Source organism: Enterobacter cloacae complex sp. SHL020 (assembly GCF_049236945.1).
Lineage (GTDB): Bacteria > Pseudomonadota > Gammaproteobacteria > Enterobacterales > Enterobacteriaceae > Enterobacter > Enterobacter dykesii.
In genome coordinates, this window is record NZ_JBMKJF010000003.1 from 118,071 (window position 1) to 143,028 (window position 24,958).

Here is a 24,958-nt window from a genome sequence, read left to right on the forward strand (position 1 = left end):
ATTAACGTACCTTCAGCGTTGCCAGGCCAATCAGCACCAGCATCAGCGAAATAATCCAGAAACGCACAATCACGCGCGGCTCCGGCCAGCCTTTCAGTTCATAGTGGTGGTGAATCGGCGCCATACGGAAGATGCGCTGACCGCGCAGCTTGAAGGAACCGACCTGCAAAATCACCGACAGGGTTTCAACCACAAACACGCCGCCCATGATCACCAGCAGGAACTCCTGACGAAGCAGTACGGCGATAATGCCGAGCGCACCGCCCAAAGCCAGAGAACCGACGTCACCCATAAAGACCTGCGCCGGATAGGTGTTGAACCACAGGAAGCCCAGCCCCGCGCCGACAATCGCCGTACAGACGATCACCAGCTCACCCGCGTGGCGCAGATAAGGGATGTGCAGGTAGTTCGCAAAGTTCATGTTACCGGTCGCCCACGCCACCAGCGCAAAACCGGCTGCCACAAACACGGTTGGCATAATCGCCAGACCATCCAGACCGTCGGTCAGGTTAACGGCGTTGCCGGTACCGACAATCACAAAGTAGGCCAGCAGGATGTAGAACAGCCCCAGCTGTGGCATCACGTCTTTAAAGAACGGCACGACCAGCTCGGTAGCTGGCGTGTCTTTGCCTGCCAGATACAGCGCGAAGGCAACGCCCAGCGCGATCACCGACATCCAGAAATATTTCCAGCGCGCGATCAGGCCTTTGGTATCTTTGCGGACGACTTTGCGGTAATCATCCACAAAACCGATGATCCCGTAACCCACCAGTACCGTCAGAACGCACCAGACGTACGGGTTGGAAGGATACGCCCACAGCAGCACGGAAACGACGATGGCCGTCAGGATCATGATCCCGCCCATGGTCGGCGTGCCGCGCTTGCTGAAGTGCGATTCCGGACCGTCGTTACGCACAACCTGGCCGAAAGAGAGTTTTTGCAGACGGGCAATCATGCGCGGGCCCATCCACAACGAGATGAACAGCGCAGTCAGCAGGCTGACGATGGCGCGAAACGTCAGATACGAAAAGACGTTAAAGCCTGAATAATATTTGACCAAATGTTCGGCCAGCCAAACTAACATGTCCCGTTCTCCTGTAATGCGTGCACAACCTCTTCCATGGCGGCACTACGTGAACCTTTCACTAACACAGTCACAATTTGTTTTTCTGTAATCAACGCCTTAAGGCGCGCTATCAACGCGGCTTTATCAGCAAAATGCTCGCCAACGCCGCTGGCATGGCTAATCGCCTGGCTCAGTTTTCCTGCGCTCAGCACGCAGTCCAGCCCTGCCGCTTTCGCCGCTTCACCGACCTGGGTATGGCAGGCTTCGCTTTCGTCGCCCAGCTCTGCCATATCGCCCACCACCATGATGCGATAGCCCGGCATTTCAGATAACACCTGCACCGCCGCCGTCATTGAGCCAACGTTCGCGTTGTAGGAGTCATCCAGCAGCAGCTTGTTTTCCGAAAGCTGAATCGGGAACAGACGCCCCGGCACGGCTTTCAGGTTCGCCAGCCCGGTTTTAATCGCTTCATGCGACGCGCCCACCGCCGTCGACAGCGCCGCCGCCGCAAGCGCATTGGCGATGTTATGGCGACCCGGCAGCGGCAGCAGCACATCAACGTCACCCGTTGGGGTGGTGAGGGTGAACTCCGTGCCGTGCGACGTCACGTGGATATTGGTCGCGGTAAAGTCACTGTTGGCCGCATTCGGCGAGAAGCGCCAGGTTTTACGCGAACCGATAATGCTCTGCCAGTTCAGCCAGTCGTTGTTGTCGGCGTTCAGGATGGCGATACCGTCATCCGGCAGGCCGGTGTAAATCTCACCTTTGGCTTTCGCTACGCCTTCCAGCGAGCCAAAACCTTCCAGATGCGCCGCCGCGAGGTTATTCACCAGCGCGGCTTCCGGGCGAGTCAGGCTCACGGTCCAGGCGATTTCGCCCTGGTGGTTTGCCCCTAACTCGATCACCGCAAATTCATGTTCTTTGGTCAGGCGGAGTAATGTCATCGGCACGCCGATGTCATTATTGAGGTTGCCCGCGGTATAAAGCGTATTCCCGCACTGGCTGAGGATCGCCGCCGTCATCTCTTTCACCGACGTCTTGCCTGATGAACCGGTCAAGGCGACAACGCGCGTAGGGACCTGCTGACGCACCCAGGCGGCCAGCTCACCGAACGCGAGACGCGTATCTTTCACCACAATTTGTGGCAGATCGATATCGAGCCTGCGGCTGACGAGCAGCGCACCAGCGCCGTTCTCTTTGGCCTGTTCCGCAAAATCATGTGCGTCAAAACGCTCGCCTTTCAGCGCCACAAACAGACAGCCTGCGGTGATTTTACGGGTGTCCGTCGTTACGGCATCAATGGTCAGGTCTTGCCCGTAGAGGTCGCCCTGCAGAATAGCAGCGGCCTGGCTTAACGTGATGCTAATCATGCCACGACTCCCAGCAGGCGTGCTGCCGTTACGCGGTCCGAGTAGTCCAGACGGCGATTGCCAACGATCTGATAATCTTCATGGCCTTTGCCCGCCAGCAGAACAACATCATTCTCCTGCGCCTGCATGATGGTGTTGGTCACGGCTTCCGCACGCCCTTCCACCACGCGAGCGCGGCCCGCGTCCAGCATGCCCGCCAGAATGTCATTAATGATGGCGCGCGGCTCTTCGGTACGCGGGTTGTCATCGGTCACAACCGGAATATCTGCAAACTGCTCGGCAATAGCCCCCATCAGCGGGCGTTTGCCTTTATCGCGATCGCCGCCGCAGCCAAACACGCACCAGAGCTTACCGGCGCAGTGCAGGCGCGCCGCTTCCAGCGCTTTTTCCAGCGCATCCGGCGTGTGGGCATAATCAACCACAACGGTCGGTTTGCCCGGCGCGCTGAACACTTCCATGCGGCCGCAAACCGGCTGCAGACGCGCTGAGGTTTTCAGCAGTTCAGCCATCGGATAACCCAGCGCCAGCAGCGTTGCCAGCGCCAGCAGCAGGTTGCTGACGTTAAAGGCGCCCATCAGGCGGCTTTCAATCTCACCTTCACCCCAGGAAGAGGCAAAGCGGATTGTCGCCCCGCTGTCGTGATAATTCACCTCAACCGCCTTCAGCCAGCGGCCGCGGCAGTTCGGATTGATATGGTCTTCCATCGACACCGCAACCGCATCCGGCAGCTTCGCCAGCCAGCGGCGGCCCACTTCGTCGTCGGCGTTGATGATGGCTTGTCCGTAATGGTGAGTAGAGAACAGCAGCCATTTCGCGGCTTCGTAATGCTCCATATCACCGTGATAATCAAGATGATCGCGGCTCAGGTTGGTAAATACGGAAGCAGCAAATTTCAGCGCCGCGACGCGGTGCTGAACCAGACCGTGCGAAGAGACTTCCATCGCAGCAAAGGTTGCCCCCTGCCCTGCCAGACCGGCAAGCACATGCTGTACGTCTACCGCCGAGCCGGTGGTATTTTCCGTCGGGCTCACTTTACCCAGCAGGCCGTTACCCACGGTACCCATCACCGCCCCGGTTTCACCCAGCAGCTGGGCCCACTGAGCCATCAGCTGCGTGGTAGTGGTTTTACCGTTCGTACCCGTGACGCCAACCAGGCGCAGCTGGTCGGAAGGTTCGTGATAAAAACGTCCCGCCAGCGCGGAAAGACGCTCGTTTAACTGGCTGAGATAGATAACCGGCACTCCGTGCATTTCACGGATCTCACCGTCGGTTGCCTCATCTTTCGCCTCAGCAATAATGGCAGCCACACCTTGCGCAATCGCCTGCGGGATATAACGACGCCCGTCCGCCTGATGACCGACCACCGCCACAAAAAGATCGCCAGAAGCAGCCACGCGGCTGTCCAGTATCATCTCTCGCAGTGCTCGCTCCGGTGCATTTGGCACCCACGGAGCGAGAAGGTCGCGCAAATTACGATCTGCCACCTGTACCCTCGCCTTGATTAATTACAAATTCACTTTTTTCGCCCGTCGCCAGCGCATCCGGTTCAATGTTCATGGTGCGTAACACGCCGCCCATGATAGCCCCGAACACAGGCGCGGAGACGGCGCCGCCGTAGTATTTACCCGCCTGTGGATCGTTTATCACGACCACCAGCGCAAAACGCGGATTGCTTGCAGGCGCAACGCCTGCGGTATAGGCAATGTATTTGTTGATATAGCGGCCGTCCGGCCCTACTTTTTTCGCCGTACCGGTCTTGATGGCGATGCGATAACCTTTGATTGCCGCCTTAACGCCGCCGCCACCGGGCAGCGCCACGCTTTCCATCATATGAACAACAGTACGGACGGTTGATTCCGGGAAGATACGCTCGCCGGGAACCGGTGGATCAACTTTGGTAATCGACAGCGGACGATATACGCCATAGCTGCCGATCGTTGCATAGACTCGCGCTAACTGTAACGGTGTCACCATTAGCCCGTAGCCGAAAGAGAAGGTGGCCCTCTCTATGTCAGACCACCGTTGTTTTTGAGGATATAAGCCACTGCGTTCTCCGACCAACCCCAAATTGGTCGCCTTTCCAAGCCCAAAACGTGAGTAAGTCTCTACTAACGCTGAGGACGGCATCGCTAACGCCAGCTTTGAAACACCGACGTTACTCGACTTCTGTAATACCCCGGTCAGGGTCAATTCGCTGTAGCGCGCCACGTCTTTGATTTCGTGGCCGTTAATTCGGTATGGAATGGTATTCAGTACGGTGTTTTCATTGACGATACCGCGCTGAAGTGCAGTCATGACCACCATCGGCTTAACGGTCGAACCCGGTTCGAATACGTCGGTGATGGTACGGTTACGCATAACATCCTTCTGCGTACCGGTGAGATTGTTAGGGTTGTAGGAAGGGCTATTGGCCATCGCCAGCACTTCACCCGTGTTGACGTCGACTAACACGGCACTGCCCGATTCCGCTTTGTTGAAAGCCACGGCATTGTTCAGCTCGCGGTAAACCAGCGCCTGTAACCGCTCATCAATACTCAGCGCCAGGTTGTGTGCGGCCTGGCTGTCCGTAGAGGAGATATCCTCGATTACGCGACCATAGCGGTCTTTACGCACAATGCGCTCGCCGGGCTGACCGGTGAGCCATTTATCAAAGCTTTTTTCAACGCCCTCAATCCCCTGGCTATCGACGTTAGTAAAGCCAATGAGGTGAGCAGTCACTTCGCCGGAGGGATAGTAACGACGGGATTCTTCACGCAGGTGGATGCCCGGCAGCTTTAATTTTTTGATGTAGTCCGCCATGTCAGGGTTCACCTGACGCGCCAGATAGATAAACCGCCCTCTCGGGTTGGTATTCACGCGTGAAGCTAACTGGTCCAGCGGCATCTTCAACGCATCCGCAAGCGCCTTCCAGCGGTTATCAAGCGTGATCCCGCCTGCATCATGCAATTCTTTCGGATCGGCCCAGATCGCCTTCACCGGCACGCTCACCGCCAGCGGACGACCCGAGCGGTCGGTGATCATCCCGCGGGATGTCGACACTTCCTGAACGCGCAGGGAACGCATGTCACCCTGGCGCACCAGCATGTCAGGAGCGATGATTTGTAGCCAGGCCACGCGTCCAAGCAGAAAACCCAGAGCGAGTAAAATGCAGCCGCAAAGCAACGCAAAACGCCAACTGACAAAGTTGGCCTGTTCTTCCTGACGTTTTGGTTTTAGCGTTTTTGCCGCTGCTTTCATGCGTCGCGTTTTCCCTTATTTTTGTACTACGATATTTTCCTGCGAAGGATCAACATGCTGCAATTGCAGCTTTTCCGTTGCGATCCGTTCAACCCGGCTGTGATCGCCGAGCGCGTTTTCTTCAAGGATCAGATTTCGCCATTCAATATCCAGCGCATCGCGTTCCAGTACCATCTGCTCGCGTTGCGCAGTCAATAAACGTGTATGGTGGGCGGTGGTCACCACCGTAACTGCTGTGACAATGATGCAAATGAACAGACAGAGTGGCAGTTTCCCAAACCGCAAAAGATCGTCGCCGATCACGCCAGGCAAGGCATGGCGCTCGTTGCTTCCTAACGAATCCTTAACTTTGCTTAGGGTCTCTGTCACTCTGCCGATCATGCGTTCGTCCTCTCTGCAACACGCAGCACTGAACTACGGGCGCGTGGATTCTCTGCCACTTCTTCTTCGCCCGGCATCAACTTGCCTAATACTCGCAACTGACGGCCACCCAGCTTCCTGAGTTGTTCTTCCGTCATCGGCAGCCCCGCTGGCACCTGTGGACCGCGGCTTTGTTCACGCATAAAGCGTTTCACAATACGGTCTTCCAGCGAATGGAAGCTGATGATGGATAACCGCCCACCCGGGGCCAGCACGTCGAGCGAGCTTTTTAGCGCCAGCTCTATTTCCTCCAGTTCACTGTTTACCCAGATGCGAACCGCCTGGAAGGTACGGGTCGCGGGATGTTTGTGCTTATCCTTCACCGGTGTCGCCGCCGCGATTACCTCAGCCAACTCTTTGGTACGGGTCATGGGTTCAATGCGATTGCGCTCAACGATGGCGCGCGCAATACGTTTGCCAAAGCGCTCCTCGCCAAACGTTTTGATGACCCATGCAATATCGGCTTCGTCAGCGGTCTGTAACCACTCAGCGGCAGACTGACCGCGCGTTGGGTCCATACGCATGTCCAGCGGACCATCACGCATAAAGGAGAAACCACGTTCAGCGTCATCAAGTTGGGGTGAAGAGACGCCAAGATCGAGAAGAATCCCGTCGATCTTGCCCGTCAGGCCGCGCTCGGCAACATAATCTGCGAGCGCGGAGAAAGGTCCATGCACGATGGAAAAGCGTGGGTCATTGATGGTCTGTGCAACGGCAATAGCCTGCGGATCGCGATCGATTGCCAGCAGACGTCCTTCCTCTCCAAGCTGGGAGAGAATCAAACGCGAGTGACCACCGCGACCAAAAGTGCCATCAATGTAGATGCCATCCGGACGAATATTCAGACCGTTTACGGCCTCGTCCAGTAACACCGTTTTATGTTTATAATTTTCCATCATATTTATAGAGACAAGTCCTGCAGCCGTTCCGATAATGTCGCGGAATCAGACTGCTCAGCGTCGATATCTTCCTTGACCTGTTGATACCAGGTCGTTTCATCCCACAGTTCAAACTTGTTGAACTGCCCGACCAGCATCACTTCTTTGGTCAGACCGGCATGTTGCCGCAACACAGGCGCGATCAGTAATCGCCCTGCGTTATCCATCTGACATTCACTGGCATGTCCCAATAACAGCCGCTGCACGCGGCGTTCCTGCGGGTTCATGCTCGACAGTCGCGACAGCTTTTGCTCAATAATTTCCCATTCAGGCAAGGGGTAAAGCAGCAGGCAGGGGGAGTTAATGTCAATGGTGCAAACCATTTGACCCGCAGCGTTCTCAATCAGCTGGTCGCGGTATCGGGTTGGTACCGATAATCGCCCTTTGCTGTCGAGATTGACTAACGTTGCTCCACGGAACATGCCAGTCTCACCCCTCCTCTCCACTTTAACCCACAAATTCCCACCTAAAGGAGTTTACGGAGCGAGGGAAAAGCTTGTCAAGCCAGGACTCTCCCTATAAGGACTCGGAAGCCCTCTATTTACAGAGATAAACAGTCCTGGCTAATAACTGCACAACTGGCGAGGCAAAATTAACGTTATGAATATTTGTAAGAAAAAAACCGAATATGCACACTAGCGTTAAAGCTCACTCAATATCATCGCAGATAAATATAAAGTGTCAGTTTGCGACGCGGGCAGCATTTTATGACAGATTCTCAGGGGATAACAGCGCCAGATTCACTCTGGCACCCGGTAAGCGCGGCGGTTGCCACTTAAGCTGGCACAGGAGGAGGAAAAACGTCTGATTATTCATCGGCCGAATAGGGTTTGTAACAAAACAATACAAAGATAGCTGTTTAAAATCGCTGAGATGTTCTTTAAAGGACAATTTAAAAGCCAAAATGAATTAAAAAAAATAGGCGATTATGATCTCGCAAGAATTATCCTAATTTCTCTCCGGGAATTATCCGTACGATTTATCGCAGCAAAATGGGGCAGATTTCGCCGCCCCAGTCATTTCATTTTTGGCGGCTTAAAATTCCGCGATGGTAGAGATTACGTTTGATCCGCGTCAGGCCCGGCTTCGGTTTGCGCGGCTCATCCAGGCTTGCCAGCACAATCTCCAGCACGCGTTCAGCCACATCGCGGTGACGCTGTGCTACCGCCAGCACCGGGCACTGGAGGAAGTCGAGCAGCTCGTTATCCCCGAACGTGGCAATCGCCAGATCGGAGGGCAGTTTACCTTCACGGCGTAAGGTCACATCCATGACGCCCTGCAACAGCGCAAACGAGGTGGTGAACAGCGCCTGAGGCATCGGGTGCGTTTCCAGCCATTTTTCGAACAGCTGCGCCGCGGCTTCACGCTCGTAGCTATTGGCATAGAGGTAGTGGACCTCGCGCGGATCGTCTTTCCAGGCGGTTCTGAATCCCTGCTCGCGCAGGAAGCTCACGGAAAGCTCGGGCAACGCGCCAAGATACAGCACTGTCTCTGCGGGGAACGTTCTCAGCTCTGCGGCCAGCATTTCTGCATCATCCTGATCCGCACCCACGACGCTGGTGAAATGCTCGCGATCGAGCGCGCGATCCAGCGCAACGATTGGGAACGGGTCGTTCGCCCAGCGCTGGTAGAACGGATGCTCTGGCGGCAAGGAGGTCGACACGATGATTGCATCCACCTGGCGCTGGAGCAGATGCTCAATGCAGCGCATCTCGTTGTCGGGCTGGTCTTCCGAGCAGGCAATCAGCAATTGATAGCCGCGCTGGCGCGCCTGACGTTCAAGATAGTTGGCGATACGGGTATAGCTGGTGTTTTCCAGGTCAGGGATCACCAGACCAATAGAGCGGGTACGCCCGGCACGTAGGCCGGCTGCGACAGCATTCGGATGGTAGTTATGCTCACGAACCACCGCCATAACTTTTTCAACGGTCTTGTCGCTGACACGGTACTGCTTTGCTTTACCGTTAATCACATAGCTGGCCGTTGTTCGTGACACGCCGGCTAGCCGGGCGATTTCATCCAGTTTCACAATTGCCCCTTAAAAAAAGAAAAGAGTCCATGGCCCTGTCAAGGTTATGGTTAAATCTTTTAACATCTAAACGCAGAAAAGCCTTCGCGGCAACCGCTTTTATCTGCGTTGTCGGCTGATTACGCAAAAAAAAGCCCGGCTTTGGTGACCGGGCAGAAAGAGGCGAACCTTTTTGACAACTAACGCATGATTTTCTCGCCGCGTGACAGACCCACTACACCCGATCTCGCGACCTCGACAATTTTTGCGACATCCCGCACGGACGCCAGGAAAGCATCCAACTTGTCGCTTGTCCCAACCAGCTGAACCGTATAAAGAGAAGGCGTGACGTCGATAATTTGTCCGCGGAAAATATCCGCATTGCGTTTGACTTCATCACGCCCGTAGCCACTGGCCTGGATTTTTACCAGCATGACCTCACGTTCAACGTAGGCCCCCTGCCCCAGCTCGCTCACGCGCAGTACGTCGACCAGCTTATGCAGTTGTTTCTCAATCTGCTCAAGCACTTTGGCATCACCGACGGTTTGGATCGTCATGCGCGACAGCGTCGGGTCTTCCGTCGGGGCAACGGTCAGGCTTTCAATGTTATAGCCGCGCTGCGCAAAAAGGCCAATGACGCGCGACAGTGCGCCAGACTCGTTTTCCAGTAAAACAGATAATATCCGGCGCATATCAGGTTCTCTCCGTTTTGCTTAACCACATTTCATCCATACCACCACCACGAATATGCATCGGATAAACGTGCTCGGTTCCATCAACAATCACATCCATAAAGACGAGGCGGTTGTTTTTAACGTGCTCAAGCGCTTGTGCGAGCTTCGTTTCCAGCTCAGCCGGATCGGTCACCCGCATGCCTACATGACCGTAGGCTTCAGCAAGACGAACAAAGTCCGGCAGCGATTTCATGTAGGACTGGGAGTGGCGGCCAGAGTAGATCATATCCTGCCACTGCTTGACCATACCGAGATAGCCGTTATTCAGGTTCAGCACCAGTACCGGCAGTTCATATTGCAGCGCGGTAGACAGCTCCTGAATGTTCATCTGAATACTGCCGTCCCCCGTCACGCAGACGACGGTTTCATTCGGCAGCGCCAGCTTCACGCCCAGCGCGGCAGGCAGACCAAAGCCCATGGTTCCTAACCCACCGGAGTTGATCCAGTGTCGCGGTTTATCAAACGGGTAATACAGGGCGGCAAACATCTGATGCTGCCCCACGTCTGAGGTCACGTACGCCTCACCTTTCGTCAGTCGCCACAACGCTTCAATGACCGCCTGCGGCTTAATGTTTTCACTTTGCGAGTCATATTTCAGGCACTGACGCGCGCGCCACTGCTCAATCTGCTGCCACCAGTCGCGGATCTCATCCAGCGGCTGGGTTGCACTCTCCTGGGCCAGCAGATCCAGCATTTGCTCCAGAACCTGCCGGGCATCACCGACGATCGGCACATCAGCCGACACCGTTTTTGAAATTGACGTTGGATCGATATCAATGTGCAGCACGGTGGCGTTCGGACAATACTTCGCCAGGTTGTTGGTGGTGCGATCGTCAAAGCGCACGCCGACGGCAAAAATCACATCGGAATGATGCATTGTCATGTTGGCTTCATAGGTACCGTGCATACCCAGCATCCCCAGCGCCTGACTATGGGTTGCAGGGAACGCCCCCAGCCCCATCAGCGACGACGCAACGGGAAGATTAAGCTTTTCAATCAGTTCACGAAGCTGGGCTTCACAGGCAGAGTTGATTGCCCCGCCACCGACATAGACCACCGGTTTTTTGGCGGCCAGAAGCGTTTGCAACGCTCGCTTGATCTGACCTTTATGCCCCTGCGTTGTGGGGTTATAAGAGCGCATGCTTACCGATTCCGGCCAGACATAAGGCAGCTTGTTTGCCGGGTTGAGGATATCTTTAGGCAGATCGACCACCACCGGTCCCGGGCGTCCGCTCGCCGCCAGCCAGAAGGCTTTTTTCAGTATGCCTGGAATGTCTTCTGTTTGCTTGACCAGGAAGCTGTGCTTCACAACGGGACGCGAAATCCCGACCATGTCGCACTCCTGAAACGCATCGTAGCCTATCAGCGAGGTTGCCACCTGCCCGGAGAGGATCACCAGCGGGATAGAGTCCATATAGGCCGTCGCAATGCCGGTAATGGCGTTTGTCGCGCCGGGGCCGGACGTGACTAATACCACGCCCACTTCACCCGTCGCACGTGCCAGGCCGTCAGCCATGTGTACCGCCGCCTGCTCGTGACGTACCAGAACATGGTCAATGCCCCCAACCGTATGCAGCGCATCATAAATATCGAGGACCGCACCGCCAGGGTAGCCGAACACTTGCTTTACGCCCTGATCGATCAGCGACCGAACGACCATTTCCGCGCCAGACAACATCTCCATGCTTTGCCTCCAGGCATTTTGTTATAGACGGACTGCCGAATTCATTTCCGCACCGTCTTACGATTGGGATAAACCAATCTTATATTTTGCAGAGTGTTCTTTACCTTAACCGCTCGTTATGAGGCAGGCAATTAGCAAACCTGGAGAGATAAACGGTGGGTAAAGCAGAAAAAGCAGCCGTTAAGAGAAGATATGGTTAATTCCTCTGAGAATAGAGGATGGGGTGATAAATCATCGCTGAAAAGCGCGACAACGCAGAAAATCATCTATTTTTGCGCGCCAGAGAGCAACCCGAAAAAAAGCACAATAGAATAAAATATCAGTTATCTAAAAAAAATCAGGATAAATCATATAAACCGATGCGATTTATCCTGATGCGTTTACCGGCGGCAGATGCCAACCAGCAACTCTTCCATCCACTGATGTCCTTTATCCCGGCCCGCTGCTTCATGCCAGGAAAGATAACAGGTTCGGCTATTTAGCTTAAGCGGCAGAGGCAAAATTTGCAGATTTAAAGATTCAGAAAACTCTTCTGCCAGCCAGCGCGGTGCAATCGCCACCAGATGCGTTTGGGAGACAACGTTTAATACGCTGACCATAGCCATCCCCTGATAAGCCACGCTCGCCTGTTTATCCGCAGTGTCATACCACGGCAGGCTAAAAGAAGCATATCTGTCGAGCGCAACAACGGCGTGCTGCTCGTTATAAACATCGTTTTCTCGCAGCGGAGAATTCATGCGCGGGTGTTTTTTACTGGCGACCAGAACCATTTCATCCTTAAACAGCGGCACGCAGGAAAATTCCGGACGACGGAACTCTTCATACCCCAGAACGAACTCTATCTCCTGATAGCGTAACTGATGTTCCGTGTTTTGATTCAGGGATGATTTAAAAGCAAGATGGATATTTGGTGCGATCTCTTCAACTTTATTATAGATAATCGACGTTAAATAATTATCTAATGGACTACAGACACAAAGATGGAATACGCGCTCGCTGCTTAAGGGTTCAAAGCCCGACCCCGGCAGCTCATTTTGAACCAGTTGCAACGCCTGGCGAATAGAGCCAAACAGCTGGTATGCGCGCGCCGTAGGCTGAATCCCTCTCCCGTAGCGAACAAATAATTCGTCGTTAAACATAAGCTTAAGCCTGGCAACGGCATTACTCACGGCAGGTTGTGACATCCCCAAGGTTTGAGCAGCGCGGGTGATATTCTGTTCCTGCATGACAGCATCAAACACCGTCAGAAGATTCAGATCCACCGTGCGTAACTGCGGTTTAATCCCATCAGTAGCTTGAGGTTGTTTAATATTATTTTCTGGCACTTCTGACTCCACTGTCACGCTACACCCCTTTGCCAACGTACGGTAATAATCTCGAAAAATATGATTTATCATGCAAATACGATCAGCGAAAGAGAATGATTTAAAATTCGGAATATATAAAGACTCTATATTAACGAAAATTAATGAACAAAAATGATATGTTTGACTTTAGGAGCCAAATGAAACCATAAACTAAACAAATATACAATTGCCATCAGGTTAATGATGACGTAAGTATTATTAAACAATTATTGCTATCGTCCTACAGTTAGTTAACAACCTGTTATCCCCGTTCGCTTTTCAGCATTCTGGAATAGATTCACTGCATTTATAACTTAATGATCTCAAAACGCTTTAAGCACAAAGTATTCTCTTCAACCCGTTTCACGCTTGTTTGAACAATTATATTTTTTTGTTTCTGCAATTTTTTATTAAGTCCAAAATTAGACAATTAGACTGGTCAAAAAAGCAAAAACCAGCACAATTAGCTAAAGTGAATATCCTGTTGATCTCGTCTGTCGGGGCCGTTTTCATCCTCAGGGGTTGACATGAACAGCCGTATCCAGTACCACTAAAAGCATATTGAATTTAACGGAGCACGATTCATGACACGCACCATTCGTTTCACCGGTCTACTACTACTAAACGCATCCACTGTGCGCGGTAGACTGGCGGGCGAAATTCAGCGTTGAATCGTCACCAGTAAGACTAGAAACCCGCGCCACTGCGCGGGTTTTTTTATGCTCGTAGCAAGGCGCCCTAAGACTGACAAGGACCTAACCCATGAGCCAGCAAGTCATTATTTTCGATACTACTTTACGTGACGGTGAACAGGCATTACAGGCAAGCCTGAGTGTAAAAGAGAAACTGCAGATCGCGCTGGCTCTCGAACGTATGGGTGTCGACGTGATGGAGGTCGGTTTCCCGGTCTCGTCTCCGGGTGATTTCGAATCCGTACAGACCATTGCGCGCACCATTAAAAACAGCCGCGTATGTGCCCTGGCGCGCTGCGTAGAGAAAGACATCGACGTCGCCGCCGAGTCGCTGAAGGTCGCCGAAGCGTTCCGTATCCACACCTTTATTGCTACCTCACCTATGCACATCGCAACCAAATTGCGCAGCACGCTGGATGAGGTGATTGAGCGCGCGGTCTACATGGTTAAGCGCGCACGCAACTATACCGATGACGTTGAGTTCTCCTGTGAAGATGCGGGCCGTACGCCAATTGAAGACCTGGCGCGCGTTGTAGAAGCCGCCATCAACGCGGGCGCGAAAACCATCAACATCCCGGACACCGTCGGCTACACCATGCCGTTTGAGTTCTCCAACATCATCACCGGACTGTATGACCGCGTGCCGAATATTGATAAAGCAATTATCTCCGTCCACACCCACGATGATTTGGGTCTGGCCGTGGGTAATGCGATCGCCGCCGTCCACGCTGGCGCACGTCAGGTAGAAGGCGCGATGAACGGTATCGGCGAACGCGCGGGCAACTGTTCGCTGGAAGAAGTGATCATGGCGATCAAAGTGCGCAAAGACATTATGGACGTGCACACCCGCATCAATCACAACGAAATCTGGCGCACCAGCCAGACCGTCAGCCAGATTTGCAACATGCCTATTCCGGCTAACAAAGCGATTGTCGGCACCGGTGCCTTCGCGCACTCCTCCGGTATTCACCAGGATGGTGTCCTGAAGAATCGTGAAAACTACGAAATCATGACCCCGGAATCCATCGGCCTGAATCAGGTGCAGTTGAACCTGACCTCCCGTTCCGGTCGCGCCGCGGTTAAACACCGTATGGAAGAGATGGGTTATAAGGACAGCGATTACAACATGGATCAGCTGTACGACGCGTTCCTGAAGCTGGCCGACAAAAAAGGTCAGGTGTTCGACTATGACCTGGAAGCGCTGGCCTTTATTAACAAGCAGCAGGAAGAGCCGGAGCATTTCCGTCTGGATTACTTCAACGTGCAGTCCGGCTCCAGCGATATCGCCACCGCCTCGGTCAAACTGGCCTGCGGGGATGAAATTAAAGCAGAGGCCGCTAACGGTAACGGCCCTGTCGATGCCATCTACCAGGCGATTAATCGCGTCACCGAGTACGACGTTGAGCTGGTGAAATATGACCTGACGGCCAAGGGCCACGGCAAAGATGCACTGGGTCAGGTCGACATTGTTGTTACCCACAATGGCCGCCGCTTCCACGGCGTGGGCCTGGCGACCGACATCGTTGAATCCTCCGCGAAAGCGATGGTGCATGTTCTGAACAACATCTGGCGCGCCGCCGAAGTCGAAAAAGAGTTGCAACGCAAAGCTCAGAATAAAGAGAACAACAAGGAAACCGTGTAATGTCGAAGAATTACCATATTGCTGTGTTGCCGGGCGACGGTATTGGTCCGGAAGTGATGGCACAGGCGCTGAAAGTACTGGAAGCCGTTCGCGCGCGTTTTGCGATGAAAATCACTACCAGCCACTATGACGTGGGCGGTATTGCGATTGATAACCACGGCACGCCGCTGCCAAAAGCGACCGTGGAAGGCTGCGAAAATGCCGATGCCGTGCTGTTTGGTTCCGTCGGTGGCCTGAAATGGGAACACCTGCCGCCGGCAGAGCAGCCAGAGCGCGGCGCGCTGCTGCCGCTGCGTAAACATTTCAAGCTGTTCAGCAACCTGCGTCCGGCGAAGCTGTATCAGGGTCTGGAAGAGTTCTGCCCGCTGCGCGCGGATATCGCCGCCAACGGTTTCGACATTCTGTGCGTGCGTGAACTGACCGGCGGGATCTACTTCGGTCAGCCAAAAGGCCGCGAAGGCAGCGGACAACACGAGAAAGCGTTCGACACCGAGGTGTATCACCGTTTCGAAATCGAACGTATCGCCCACATCGCGTTCGAGTCGGCGCGCAAACGCCGCCATAAAGTGACCTCCATTGATAAAGCGAACGTGCTGCAGTCCTCCATTTTGTGGCGCGAGATCGTCAGTGAAGTCGCTAAGCAGTACCCGGACGTCGCGCTGTCGCACATGTACATCGACAATGCGACCATGCAGCTGATTAAAGATCCGTCCCAGTTTGACGTGCTGCTGTGCTCCAACCTGTTCGGCGATATCCTCTCTGACGAGTGCGCGATGATCACCGGCTCGATGGGCATGCTGCCCTCCGCAAGCCTGAATGAAGAAGGCTTTGGCCTGTACGAGCCTGCGGGCGGCTCCGCGCCGGATATTGCAGGCAAAAACATTGCCAACCCTATTGCGCAGATCCTCTCCCTGGCCCTGCTGCTGCGCTACAGCCTGGATGCAGGCGATGCAGCAACCGCAATTGAAAACGCCATTAACCGGGCGTTAGAAGAAGGCGTCCGTACCGGCGATTTAGCACGCGGCACGGCGGCAGTCAGTACCGATGAAATGGGCGACATCATTGCCCGCTATGTCGCTGAAGGGGTGTAATCATGGCTAAGACGTTATATGAAAAGTTGTTTGATGCGCACGTTGTTTACGAGGCGCCAAACGAAACCCCGCTGCTGTACATTGACCGTCATCTTGTGCACGAAGTGACCTCTCCTCAGGCCTTTGACGGCCTGCGCGCGCACAAGCGCCCGGTACGTCAGCCGGGTAAAACCTTCGCGACGATGGATCACAACGTTTCCACCCAGACCAAAGACATTAATGCCTCGGGTGAGATGGCGCGTATCCAGATGCAGGAGCTGATTAAGAACTGCAACGAGTTTGGCGTTGAGCTGTACGATCTGAACCATCCGTATCAGGGCATCGTTCACGTGATGGGGCCTGAGCAAGGGATCACCCTGCCGGGCATGACCATCGTCTGCGGTGACTCCCATACCGCAACCCACGGCGCGTTTGGCGCCCTGGCGTTCGGGATTGGCACGTCTGAAGTTGAACACGTTCTGGCTACACAGACCCTGAAGCAGGGCCGCGCCAAAACGATGAAGATTGAAGTGAAGGGTAAAGCCGCACCTGGCATTACCGCGAAAGATATCGTGCTGGCGATTATCGGTAAAACCGGCAGCGCAGGCGGCACCGGTCATGTTGTCGAGTTCTGCGGGGAAGCCATCCAGGCGCTGAGCATGGAGGGTCGCATGACCCTGTGCAACATGGCCATTGAGATGGGTGCCAAAGCCGGTCTGGTCGCGCCGGACGAAACCACCTTCAACTACGTGAAGGGTCGTCTGCACGCGCCGAAAGGTCAGGATTTTGACGACGCGGTAGCGTACTGGAAAACCCTGAAAACCGACGATGGGGCGACGTTTGACACCGTCGTCACGCTGCAGGCAGAAGAGATTGCGCCGCAGGTGACCTGGGGCACCAACCCGGGCCAGGTAATTTCCGTCAATGACGCGATTCCCGATCCGGCCTCCTTCGCCGATCCGGTCGAGCGCGCCAGTGCGGAAAAAGCGCTGGCCTACATGGGTCTGAAGCCTGGCGTACCATTGACCGACGTGACCATTGATAAAGTCTTTATCGGTTCCTGCACCAACTCCCGTATCGAAGATTTGCGTGCCGCAGCCGAGATTGCCAAAGGCCGCAAAGTGGCGCCTGGCGTTCAGGCGCTGGTGGTTCCTGGCTCCGGCCCGGTGAAAGCCCAGGCGGAAGCCGAAGGTCTGGATAAGATCTTTATCGAAGCGGGCTTCGAGTGGCGCCTGCCCGGCTGCTCCATGTGTCTGGCCATGAACAACGATCGCCTGAATCCGGGTGAGCGCTGCGCCTCTACCAGCAACCGTAACTTTGAAGGCCGTCAGGGCCGCGGTGGGCGCACCCATCTGGTCAGCCCGGCAATGGCCGCCGCTGCGGCAGTCACCGGCCATTTCGCCGATATTCGCAGCCTGAAATAAGGAGACAATCATGGCAGAGAAATTTACCCAACATACGGGCCGTGTTGTCCCGCTGGACGCCGCTAACGTCGATACTGACGCTATTATTCCAAAACAGTTTCTGCAGAAAGTGACGCGCACCGGTTTCGGCGCACATCTGTTTAACGACTGGCGTTTCCTGGACGATAAGGGAGAAGTGCCTAATCCGGAATTCGTTCTGAACTTCCCGGAATATAAAGGCGCCTCCATTTTGCTGGCACGCGAAAACTTTGGCTGCGGCTCATCCCGTGAACACGCGCCGTGGGCGCTCACCGACTACGGTTTTAAAGTGGTCATTGCCCCAAGCTTCGCGGATATTTTTTACGGTAACAGCTTCAACAACCAGCTGCTGCCCGTCACGCTGAGCGATGAACAGGTCGATGAGCTGTTCGCACTGGTTAACGCGAATCCGGGCATTTCGTTTGAAGTGGATCTGGAAGCAGAAGTGGTGAAAGCCGGGGATAAGACCTACAGCTTCAGCATTGATGCCTTCCGCCGTCACTGCATGCTGAACGGTCTGGACAGCATTGGTTTAACTCTCCAGCACGAAGACGCTATCTCAGCGTATGAGAACAAACAGCCTGCGTTTATGGGCTAAAGGCAGTGGCCCGCTAAGCGCGGGCCACTGATTCCAGCACATTTTTGCATTCCAGCCCTCTTATTGCTTTTCGGCTTCCAGTATCAAACGTCTTTAACCCGGCACGTCAATACCAGCGTGATGACCGAGATCGCTGCGATCGTCCAGTACACGGATGCATGCCCATAGCTTTGCGCCAGCGCCCCCTGAATCACGCCCGCCAGAATCACCCCGGTTGAAATGCTGTTGGTAAAAAGCGTGGTCGCCGAGCCGGCACGGCCGGGCATGAGATCCTGAAACCAGAGCATGCCGATCCCGGCAACAATCCCAATAAACACGGCGTTAAACAGCTGCAGCGCCAGCAACGCTTCCCGCGAATGGAAAAGGATCAGCCCCGCGTAGAACAGCACCCCGGCCGCCACGGCGACGATCATCATCCTGCGCTTTCCAAAGCGCTTAACGTAATAACCCGCCAGAATCATCGCCGGAATTTCCAGCCCGGCGGCAGTTCCCATTAAGATCCCCGCAAGCTTGTCCGGCAGGCCCAGATCGCTGCTGATCCACAGCGGCATATCGATGATGTACATGGTGTTGCAGGTCCACATCAGCGTGGAGGCAATAAACAGCATGCGGACGTTTTTGTCCTGCCAGCCGCTCACCTCGGTGACAGGTTTATCGGTCGTCTGTTCGACGCGCGCCACGGACGGCAGCGCGAAGGCAATCAGCGCCAGGCTGATGACAAAAATCCCGGCGGCGATGGAAAACATGGTGGTAAAGCCGTAGTTCAACGCCAGCATGAAGGCCAGCGGCGGACCAATGACCCACGCCAGCGAAAGCTGGGCGCGCATCACCGAGCTGAACATCACCACTTCACGCGCCGAGTTATCCGCATATTCACGGGCCAGCGCGAACAGCTGCGGCATGGCGGTATTCGCCAGCGACGCCAGCAGCACGCCGCAGGTAATGAGCGTCAGATAATGACGGTTGAAGGCAAAGAGCAGCGCGTTTCCCACGGCCATGGCGCAGCAAAAGAGGATCAGCCTGCGGCGATCGCCCTGGCTGTCCGATCGTTTCGCCAGCGCGAGGCTGACCAGGATCCCGGCAATGGCGTTGACGGTATAAAACAGGCCGACCCAAAACGGCTGCGCCCCCACCTCGCGGCTGAGAAACAGGCTCAGCGTCGGCGCCTGCAGCGCCCCCGCCACGCCCATCATAAAGGCCACCAGCATAAAAGCGGCATACACGCCATTCAGGCGTCGTCCCATCGTCATCAACCACAGCATGCGCAAGTCCTTGTGAAAGCGAATCGAAATTGGGTGAATAGTAAACGAAAAAAGCCAGCAAAAACATTTTGCTGGCGGGTGATAAGCACCAATACTCAGTCACACATGATCGAGGCGAGTTAGCGGGAAGAGGTCGGGGCTGTAACGTCCCACTGCATCAGTTCTTCTAACGTTTTCAGCCGTTGCTCTGCACACCGGCGGGCCAGCCAGGACGATCCTTTTGTCGCTGAAAAGTACTGCTGATAAAACTGACGTGCGGTAGACCTCTTCATAATTTACCTCCTCGCTTCATCGGGGAGAATTATTGGCCTAATATAGGGATAAATAAATTGCTGGTTTTTTGTCAGGAGTTCCCCTTTTATGCCTTCCGGTCGTCTGCAACAACAGTTTATCCGCCTCTGGCAGTGCTGCGAGGGGCAATCGCAGGAGACCACGCTCAACGAGCTGGCTGACCTGCTTAGCTGCTCCCGCCGCCATATGCGCACGCTGCTCAACACCATGCAGCAGCAGGGCTGGTTAAGCTGGGAAGCGGAGGCGGGACGCGGCAAACGTTCGCGGCTGACCTTCCTCTATACCGGGCTGGCGCTGCAGCAGCAGCGCGCGGAAGATCTGCTCGAACAGGATCGCATCGATCAGCTGGTCCAGCTGGTGGGCGACAAGGCCGCCGTGCGCCAGATGCTGGTTTCCCATCTCGGGCGCAGCTTTCGTCAGGGCCGCCACATTCTGCGGGTGCTCTACTACCGTCCGATGAAAAATCTATTGCCCGGCACGGCCTTACGCCGCTCTGAAACCCACATGGCCCGACAAATATTCAGCGGCCTGACGCGCATAAATGAGGAAAACGGGGAACTGGAGGCGGATATCGCGCACCACTGGCAGCAGCTTTCCCCTCGCCACTGGCGCTTCTTCTTACGCCCCGGCATCCACTTTCACCACGGCCGCGAGCTGGAAATGCACGACGTCATCGCCTCTCTGGAACGCGCCCGCAGGCTGCCGCTCTACTCGCATATTTCGCGCATCCACTCCCCCACGGCCTGGACGCTGGATATTGAGCTGTCGCAGCAGGACAAGTGGCTTCCCTGGCTGCTGGGCTACGTGCCGTCGATGATTTTGCCCGGCGAGTGGGAATCGATGAACAATTTTGCCAGCCTGCCGATTGGCACCGGGCCTTACTCCGTGTCCCGCAATAACAGCAACCAGCTGAAAATCCGCGCGTTTGATGACTACTTTGGCTATCGGGCGCTGATCGACGAGGTGAACGTCTGGGTATTACCGGATCTCAATGAAGACCTGAGCTGCGGGCTGACGCTGGAAGGCCCCACCACGGGAGAAAAAGCCGTGGAGAGTCGCCTGGAGGAGGGATGCTACTATCTTCTCTTTGACCGCCGCACCCACCGTGGGGCAAACCAGGCCGTCCGCAAGTGGGTTAGCCACGTTTTGTCCCCTTCTAATCTGATTTACCATGCTGAAGAGCAGTACCAGACATACTGGTTCCCGGCGTACGGCCTGCTTCCGCGCTGGCACCACGCCCGCCCGGTGCACTGCGACAAACCCGCCGGGCTGGAGTCCATCACCCTGACCTACTACCGCGAGCACGTGGAGCACCGCTTTATCGCCAGAATTATGACCCGGCTGCTGGCAGCCGAGGGGGTCAGGTTAGAGGTCAGGGAAGTGGACTATGACGAATGGCATCAGGGGGAGATCGCCAGTGATATCTGGCTCAACAGCGCCAACTTTACCCTGCCGCTCGATTTTTCCCTTTTCTCACATTTGTATGAAGTCCCGCTGATCCAGCACTGCATCGACCGTGACTGGCAGCAGGATGCCGCCCTGTGGCGCGCGGGCGAAATGAATCTTGCAGCGTGGTGCCAGCAGCTTCTGGCCGAGCAGTCGATCGTCCCGCTGATCCACCACTGGCTGATGATCCAGGGCCAGCGCAGCATGCGCGGCCTGCGGATGAACACCCTGGGCTGGTTTGATTTTAAATCCGCCTGGTTTGCGCCGCCGGAGCCATAACGCTTTCGTAATATTCACCAAATCATTACAATAGCGCCGTTCTCAACGGGGTGCTGCATCACAGATGTGCGCTGAGATAATACCCGTCGAACCTGATCCGGATAACGCCGGCGAAGGGATTTGAGGCTGTTGCTCAAAATCCTTTGCCACTCAACTTTGAGGTGCAAAGTGTTAAAAAAAGTTCTTCCCCTGCTGGCGCTGTTTGCGCTGCCTGCTTTTGCGAAGCCCGTCCTGACGGTCTACACCTATGACTCCTTCTCTGCCGACTGGGGCCCTGGCCCGGTGGTTAAAAAAGCCTTTGAAGCGGACTGCAACTGCGAGCTGAAGTTCGTGGCGCTGGAAGATGGCGTGTCGCTGCTCAACCGTCTGCGCATGGAAGGAAAAAACAGTAAAGCCGACGTGGTGCTCGGGCTGGATAACAACCTGCTGGAAGCCGCCTCGCAAACCAAACTGTTTGCCAAAAGCGGCGTCGCGGCAGATGCCGTTAACGTGCCGGGCGGCTGGAAGAACGACACCTTTGTGCCGTTCGACTATGGCTACTTTGCTTTTGTTTACGACAAAAATAAGCTGAAAAACCCGCCGAAGAGCCTGAAAGAGCTGGTTGAGAGTGACCAGAAATGGCGCGTGATTTATGAAGATCCGCGCACCAGCACGCCAGGCCTGGGCCTGCTGCTGTGGATGCAAAAGGTTTATGGGGATAAAGCGCCGGAGGCGTGGCAGAAACTGGCCGCTAAAACCGTCACCGTCACCAAGGGCTGGAGCGAAGCCTATGGCCTGTTCCTCAAAGGCGAAAGCGACCTTGTGCTGAGCTACACCACCTCTCCGGCCTATCACATTATCGCCGAGAAGAAAGATAACTACGCTGCCGCTAATTTTGCTGAAGGGCACTATCTGCAGGTGGAAGTCGCCGCGCGTACCGCCGCCAGCAAACAGCCGGAGCTGGCCGAGAAGTTCCTGAAGTTTATGGTTTCACCGGGGTTCCAGAATGCCATCCCGGCTGGCAACTGGATGTATCCGGTCACGAACGTTACCCTGCCCGCAGGTTTCGAGCAGTTGACCAAACCAAACACCTCGCTGGAGTTTACGCCGCAGCAGGTCGCCGCGCAGCGTGCAGCATGGGTAAGTGAATGGCAACGCGCCGTCAGCCGTTGATTCCGGGCTGGTTACGTCCCGGGCTACTCGCCGCCACAGTGATGGTGGCGGTCAGCCTGGGGGCTTTTCTTGCACTGTGGTTCAACGCGCCAGAGAGCGACCTGCTCGCCCTCTGGCACGACAGCTACCTCTGGCACGTCATTCGGTTCTCCTTCTGGCAGGCGTCTCTCTCTGCCCTGCTGTCGGTGTTCCCGGCCATTTTCCTGGCGCGCGCCCTGTACCGGCGGCGTTTTCCCGGCAGGCTGGCACTGCTGCGCCTGTGCGCCATGACGCTGATCCTGCCCGTGCTGGTGGCGGTATTTGGCATCCTCAGCGTTTACGGTCGTCAGGGCTGGCTGGCTTCGCTGTTCGGCGAGTTTGGTCTGGAATGGTCATTCTCTCCTTACGGCCTGCAGGGCATTCTGCTCGCGCACGTGTTTTTCAATATGCCAATGGCAACGCGCCTCTTCTTGCAGGCGCTGGAAAACATTCCCGGCGAACAGCGTCAGATTGCGGCTCAGCTAGGCATGCGCGGCTGGTCATTCTTCCGCTTTGTCGAATGGCCGTGGCTGCGCCGCCAGATCCCGCCCGTCGCGGCGTTAATCTTCATGCTCTGCTTTGCCAGCTTTGCCACCGTGCTGTCGCTCGGCGGCGGGCCGCAGGCCACCACTATTGAGCTGGCGATTTACCAGGCCTTAAGTTACGACTACGATCCCGGTCGCGCCGCGTTGCTGGCAATGGTGCAGATGGCGTGCTGTCTGGCGCTGGTGCTGTTGAGCCAGCGGCTGAGTAAAGCCATTCCCGCTGGCAGTAATCAAATTACCGGCTGGCGCGATCCGCAGGACAGCCTGCACAGCCGCGTTACCGATTTTATCCTGATCGCGCTGGCGCTCCTGCTTCTGCTGCCGCCGCTGATGGCCGTTATCGTTGACGGACTGAACCTTAATCTCATGTCCGTCCTGCAGCAGCCCGTCCTCTGGCAGGCGACATGGACCTCGCTGCGTATCGCCCTGGCAGCAGGGTTACTGTGCGTCATGCTAACCATGATGCTGCTGTGGAGCAGCCGTGAACTCTATGCCCGGCAGGCCCAAAAGGCCGGACAGGCGCTGGAGCTGACGGGCATGCTGATTCTGGCAATGCCGGGCATCGTGCTGGCGACGGGCTTCTTTTTGCTGTTCAACAGCACCGTCGGCCTGCCGGAAAGCGCCGACGGCATTGTGATTTTTACCAACGCCCTGATGGCCATCCCTTACGCGCTCAAAGTGCTGGAAAACCCGATGCGCGACGTCAACAGCCGCTACGGTTTGCTGTGCCAGTCGCTGGGCATGCAGGGCTGGCAGCGGCTGAAGGTGGTCGAACTGCGCGCGCTGAAACGCCCGCTGGCGCAGGCGCTGGCGTTTGCCTGCGTGCTCTCTATTGGAGACTTTGGCGTCGTGGCGCTGTTCGGCAATGACGATTTCCGCACGCTGCCATACTGGCTCTATCAGCAGATCGGCTCTTATCGCAGTCAGGACGGCGCGGTCACCGCGCTGTTACTGCTGCTGCTGTGCTTTGCCTTATTTACCGTTATCGAGAAACTTCCGGGGCGTGATGTTAAAACTGACTGATGTAATCTGGCTTTATCAGCATCTGCCGATGCGCTTCACGCTCTCCGTGCGCCAGGGGGAGATGATCGCCGTACTTGGCCCAAGCGGCGCGGGAAAAAGCACGCTGCTTAATCTGATTGCGGGTTTTCTGCAGCCGGCAAGCGGCTCGATAGTCATTGAAAATCAAGATTATACCCACGCACCTCCCGCAAAACGTCCTGTCTCGATGCTGTTTCAGGAAAACAACCTGTTTACCCATCTGACGGTGCGGCAAAACATCGCGCTGGGAATGCATCCGGGACTCAGGCTGAACGATGCCCAGCGCCAGAAGCTGGAGATCATTGCCGCCCAGATGGGGATCAGCGAGTTCATCGACAGACTGCCGGGCGAGCTTTCCGGCGGCCAGCGTCAGCGCGTGGCGCTGGCGCGATGCCTGGTTCGCGAGCAGCCGATCCTGCTGCTGGATGAGCCGTTCTCGGCGCTCGATCCCGCGCTGCGCCAGGAGATGCTCGCCCTGGTGCAGGACGTCTGCCAGCGCCAGCGGCTGACGATGCTGATGGTTTCACACAGTATTGAGGATGCTGCCCGCATCGCACCGCGATCGGTGGTGATTGCCGAAGGGCGTATTTTGTGGGATGGAAAAACAGAAGAACTGCTGAGTGGTAAGGCGGGGGCGTCTTCACTGTTGGGTATTCGTGCGGTCTGATGCCCTCACC

At 55.6% G+C, this 24,958-nt stretch carries 22 protein-coding genes and 1 riboswitch; of the genes, 9 read left to right on the top strand and 13 right to left on the bottom strand.

Annotated features, from left to right (window positions below; all coding sequences use genetic code 11):
* Position 1: 1 nt before the first annotated feature.
* From mraY to leuO, 11 genes are all read right to left on the bottom strand, one after another.
* The gene (mraY, locus tag ACOTZB_RS09455; protein ID WP_008501985.1) at positions 2 to 1,084 is read right to left on the bottom strand and encodes a phospho-N-acetylmuramoyl-pentapeptide-transferase; all 1,083 of its coding nucleotides are present in this window, start codon (positions 1,082 to 1,084) and stop codon (positions 2 to 4) included.
* The gene (gene murF / locus ACOTZB_RS09460; protein ID WP_421626982.1) at positions 1,078 to 2,436 is read right to left on the bottom strand and encodes a UDP-N-acetylmuramoyl-tripeptide--D-alanyl-D-alanine ligase; all 1,359 of its coding nucleotides are present in this window, start codon (positions 2,434 to 2,436) and stop codon (positions 1,078 to 1,080) included. Before murF ends, mraY begins: the two co-directional genes overlap by 7 nt.
* Positions 2,433 to 3,920: a UDP-N-acetylmuramoyl-L-alanyl-D-glutamate--2,6-diaminopimelate ligase gene (murE, locus tag ACOTZB_RS09465; protein ID WP_421626983.1), complete on the bottom strand. Its 1,488-nt coding sequence runs from the start codon at positions 3,918 to 3,920 to the stop codon at positions 2,433 to 2,435. Before murE ends, murF begins: the two co-directional genes overlap by 4 nt.
* Complete coding sequence (locus tag ACOTZB_RS09470; RefSeq protein ID WP_023310391.1) at positions 3,907 to 5,673, bottom strand: peptidoglycan glycosyltransferase FtsI; 1,767 nt, start codon at positions 5,671 to 5,673, stop codon at positions 3,907 to 3,909. Before ACOTZB_RS09470 ends, murE begins: the two co-directional genes overlap by 14 nt.
* Positions 5,674 to 5,688: 15 nt before the next feature.
* Positions 5,689 to 6,054, bottom strand: a complete 366-nt coding sequence (gene ftsL / locus ACOTZB_RS09475) for a cell division protein FtsL (RefSeq protein WP_008501989.1) — start codon at positions 6,052 to 6,054, stop codon at positions 5,689 to 5,691.
* Entirely contained in the window at positions 6,051 to 6,992 is a 942-nt protein-coding gene (rsmH, locus tag ACOTZB_RS09480; RefSeq protein WP_421626984.1) for a 16S rRNA (cytosine(1402)-N(4))-methyltransferase RsmH, read from the bottom strand. The genes ftsL and rsmH overlap by 4 nt, the downstream gene beginning before the upstream one ends.
* 2 nt (positions 6,993 to 6,994) lie before the next feature.
* Positions 6,995 to 7,453 carry a division/cell wall cluster transcriptional repressor MraZ gene (gene mraZ / locus ACOTZB_RS09485; protein WP_021240528.1) on the bottom strand — a complete coding sequence of 153 codons (459 nt, stop codon included), beginning with the start codon at positions 7,451 to 7,453 and terminating at the stop codon, positions 6,995 to 6,997.
* A gap of 599 nt (positions 7,454 to 8,052) precedes the next feature.
* Positions 8,053 to 9,060, bottom strand: a complete 1,008-nt coding sequence (gene cra / locus ACOTZB_RS09490; RefSeq protein WP_008501993.1) for a catabolite repressor/activator — start codon at positions 9,058 to 9,060, stop codon at positions 8,053 to 8,055.
* A 179-nt stretch (positions 9,061 to 9,239) separates the two neighbouring features.
* Positions 9,240 to 9,731 (bottom strand): acetolactate synthase small subunit, encoded by a 492-nt coding sequence (ilvN, locus tag ACOTZB_RS09495; protein ID WP_023310389.1) that lies wholly within the window; start codon positions 9,729 to 9,731, stop codon positions 9,240 to 9,242.
* Position 9,732: 1 nt separating this feature from the next.
* Complete coding sequence (gene ilvI / locus ACOTZB_RS09500) at positions 9,733 to 11,457, bottom strand: acetolactate synthase 3 large subunit (RefSeq protein ID WP_421626985.1); 1,725 nt, start codon at positions 11,455 to 11,457, stop codon at positions 9,733 to 9,735.
* Between the two features lie 380 nt (positions 11,458 to 11,837).
* Entirely contained in the window at positions 11,838 to 12,782 is a 945-nt protein-coding gene (leuO, locus tag ACOTZB_RS09505) for a transcriptional regulator LeuO (protein WP_047651540.1), read from the bottom strand.
* Positions 12,783 to 13,387: 605 nt separating this feature from the next.
* Between leuO and leuL the strand changes: the two genes are divergently transcribed.
* The 5 genes from leuL (at position 13,388) to leuD (ending at position 18,247) form a co-directional block, all read left to right on the top strand.
* Positions 13,388 to 13,474 (top strand): leu operon leader peptide, encoded by an 87-nt coding sequence (gene leuL / locus ACOTZB_RS09510; protein ID WP_071786497.1) that lies wholly within the window; start codon positions 13,388 to 13,390, stop codon positions 13,472 to 13,474.
* A 91-nt stretch (positions 13,475 to 13,565) separates the two neighbouring features.
* Positions 13,566 to 15,137, top strand: a complete 1,572-nt coding sequence (gene leuA, locus ACOTZB_RS09515) for a 2-isopropylmalate synthase (RefSeq protein ID WP_029741222.1) — start codon at positions 13,566 to 13,568, stop codon at positions 15,135 to 15,137.
* The gene (gene leuB / locus ACOTZB_RS09520; protein ID WP_421626986.1) at positions 15,137 to 16,228 is read left to right on the top strand and encodes a 3-isopropylmalate dehydrogenase; all 1,092 of its coding nucleotides are present in this window, start codon (positions 15,137 to 15,139) and stop codon (positions 16,226 to 16,228) included. Before leuA ends, leuB begins: the two co-directional genes overlap by 1 nt.
* Positions 16,229 to 16,230: 2 nt before the next feature.
* Positions 16,231 to 17,631, top strand: a complete 1,401-nt coding sequence (leuC, locus tag ACOTZB_RS09525; RefSeq protein WP_126328854.1) for a 3-isopropylmalate dehydratase large subunit — start codon at positions 16,231 to 16,233, stop codon at positions 17,629 to 17,631.
* 10 nt (positions 17,632 to 17,641) lie between these two features.
* Positions 17,642 to 18,247: a 3-isopropylmalate dehydratase small subunit gene (gene leuD, locus ACOTZB_RS09530; RefSeq protein ID WP_421626987.1), complete on the top strand. Its 606-nt coding sequence runs from the start codon at positions 17,642 to 17,644 to the stop codon at positions 18,245 to 18,247.
* Between the two features lie 83 nt (positions 18,248 to 18,330).
* Here leuD and ACOTZB_RS09535 read toward each other — a convergent pair whose 3' ends face one another.
* Both ACOTZB_RS09535 and sgrT read right to left on the bottom strand, forming a co-directional pair.
* A complete protein-coding gene (locus tag ACOTZB_RS09535) occupies positions 18,331 to 19,509 on the bottom strand; it encodes a sugar efflux transporter (protein WP_421626988.1) in 1,179 nt (392 codons plus the stop codon).
* Between the two features lie 119 nt (positions 19,510 to 19,628).
* Entirely contained in the window at positions 19,629 to 19,781 is a 153-nt protein-coding gene (gene sgrT / locus ACOTZB_RS09540; RefSeq protein WP_032665133.1) for a glucose uptake inhibitor SgrT, read from the bottom strand.
* A gap of 88 nt (positions 19,782 to 19,869) precedes the next feature.
* On the opposite strand from sgrT, the gene sgrR reads away from it, so the two are divergent.
* The 4 genes from sgrR to thiQ all read left to right on the top strand — a co-directional run bounded on the left by sgrR (position 19,870) and on the right by thiQ (position 24,948).
* On the top strand, positions 19,870 to 21,525 hold the full coding sequence (gene sgrR / locus ACOTZB_RS09545; RefSeq protein WP_421626989.1) for an HTH-type transcriptional regulator SgrR: 1,656 nt from the start codon (positions 19,870 to 19,872) through the stop codon (positions 21,523 to 21,525).
* A 36-nt stretch (positions 21,526 to 21,561) separates the two neighbouring features.
* A riboswitch (TPP riboswitch) is annotated at positions 21,562 to 21,662 on the top strand.
* A 31-nt stretch (positions 21,663 to 21,693) separates the two neighbouring features.
* On the top strand, positions 21,694 to 22,677 hold the full coding sequence (gene thiB / locus ACOTZB_RS09550; protein WP_047646627.1) for a thiamine ABC transporter substrate binding subunit: 984 nt from the start codon (positions 21,694 to 21,696) through the stop codon (positions 22,675 to 22,677).
* Complete coding sequence (gene thiP / locus ACOTZB_RS09555) at positions 22,653 to 24,263, top strand: thiamine/thiamine pyrophosphate ABC transporter permease ThiP (protein ID WP_421626990.1); 1,611 nt, start codon at positions 22,653 to 22,655, stop codon at positions 24,261 to 24,263. The genes thiB and thiP overlap by 25 nt, the downstream gene beginning before the upstream one ends.
* Positions 24,247 to 24,948, top strand: a complete 702-nt coding sequence (gene thiQ / locus ACOTZB_RS09560) for a thiamine ABC transporter ATP-binding protein ThiQ (protein ID WP_421626991.1) — start codon at positions 24,247 to 24,249, stop codon at positions 24,946 to 24,948. The genes thiP and thiQ overlap by 17 nt, the downstream gene beginning before the upstream one ends.
* Positions 24,949 to 24,958: the final 10 nt, after the last annotated feature.

Excerpts from the sequence above, each read along its gene's own strand:
- mraY (WP_008501985.1), bottom strand. The coding sequence starts at position 1,084 with ATGTTAGTTTGGCTGGCCGAACATTTGGTCAAATATTATTCAGGCTTT.
- murF (WP_421626982.1), bottom strand. The coding sequence starts at position 2,436 with ATGATTAGCATCACGTTAAGCCAGGCCGCTGCTATTCTGCAGGGCGAC.
- ACOTZB_RS09470 (WP_023310391.1), bottom strand. The coding sequence starts at position 5,673 with ATGAAAGCAGCGGCAAAAACGCTAAAACCAAAACGTCAGGAAGAACAG.
- ftsL (WP_008501989.1), bottom strand. The coding sequence starts at position 6,054 with ATGATCGGCAGAGTGACAGAGACCCTAAGCAAAGTTAAGGATTCGTTA.
- rsmH (WP_421626984.1), bottom strand. The coding sequence starts at position 6,992 with ATGATGGAAAATTATAAACATAAAACGGTGTTACTGGACGAGGCCGTA.
- mraZ (WP_021240528.1), bottom strand. The coding sequence starts at position 7,453 with ATGTTCCGTGGAGCAACGTTAGTCAATCTCGACAGCAAAGGGCGATTA.
- ilvN (WP_023310389.1), bottom strand. The coding sequence starts at position 9,731 with ATGCGCCGGATATTATCTGTTTTACTGGAAAACGAGTCTGGCGCACTG.
- ilvI (WP_421626985.1), bottom strand. The coding sequence starts at position 11,457 with ATGGAGATGTTGTCTGGCGCGGAAATGGTCGTTCGGTCGCTGATCGAT.
- leuL (WP_071786497.1), top strand. The coding sequence starts at position 13,388 with ATGACACGCACCATTCGTTTCACCGGTCTACTACTACTAAACGCATCC.
- leuA (WP_029741222.1), top strand. The coding sequence starts at position 13,566 with ATGAGCCAGCAAGTCATTATTTTCGATACTACTTTACGTGACGGTGAA.
- leuB (WP_421626986.1), top strand. The coding sequence starts at position 15,137 with ATGTCGAAGAATTACCATATTGCTGTGTTGCCGGGCGACGGTATTGGT.
- leuC (WP_126328854.1), top strand. The coding sequence starts at position 16,231 with ATGGCTAAGACGTTATATGAAAAGTTGTTTGATGCGCACGTTGTTTAC.
- leuD (WP_421626987.1), top strand. The coding sequence starts at position 17,642 with ATGGCAGAGAAATTTACCCAACATACGGGCCGTGTTGTCCCGCTGGAC.
- ACOTZB_RS09535 (WP_421626988.1), bottom strand. The coding sequence starts at position 19,509 with ATGCTGTGGTTGATGACGATGGGACGACGCCTGAATGGCGTGTATGCC.
- sgrT (WP_032665133.1), bottom strand. The coding sequence starts at position 19,781 with ATGAAGAGGTCTACCGCACGTCAGTTTTATCAGCAGTACTTTTCAGCG.
- sgrR (WP_421626989.1), top strand. The coding sequence starts at position 19,870 with ATGCCTTCCGGTCGTCTGCAACAACAGTTTATCCGCCTCTGGCAGTGC.
- thiP (WP_421626990.1), top strand. The coding sequence starts at position 22,653 with ATGGCAACGCGCCGTCAGCCGTTGATTCCGGGCTGGTTACGTCCCGGG.
- thiQ (WP_421626991.1), top strand. The coding sequence starts at position 24,247 with ATGTTAAAACTGACTGATGTAATCTGGCTTTATCAGCATCTGCCGATG.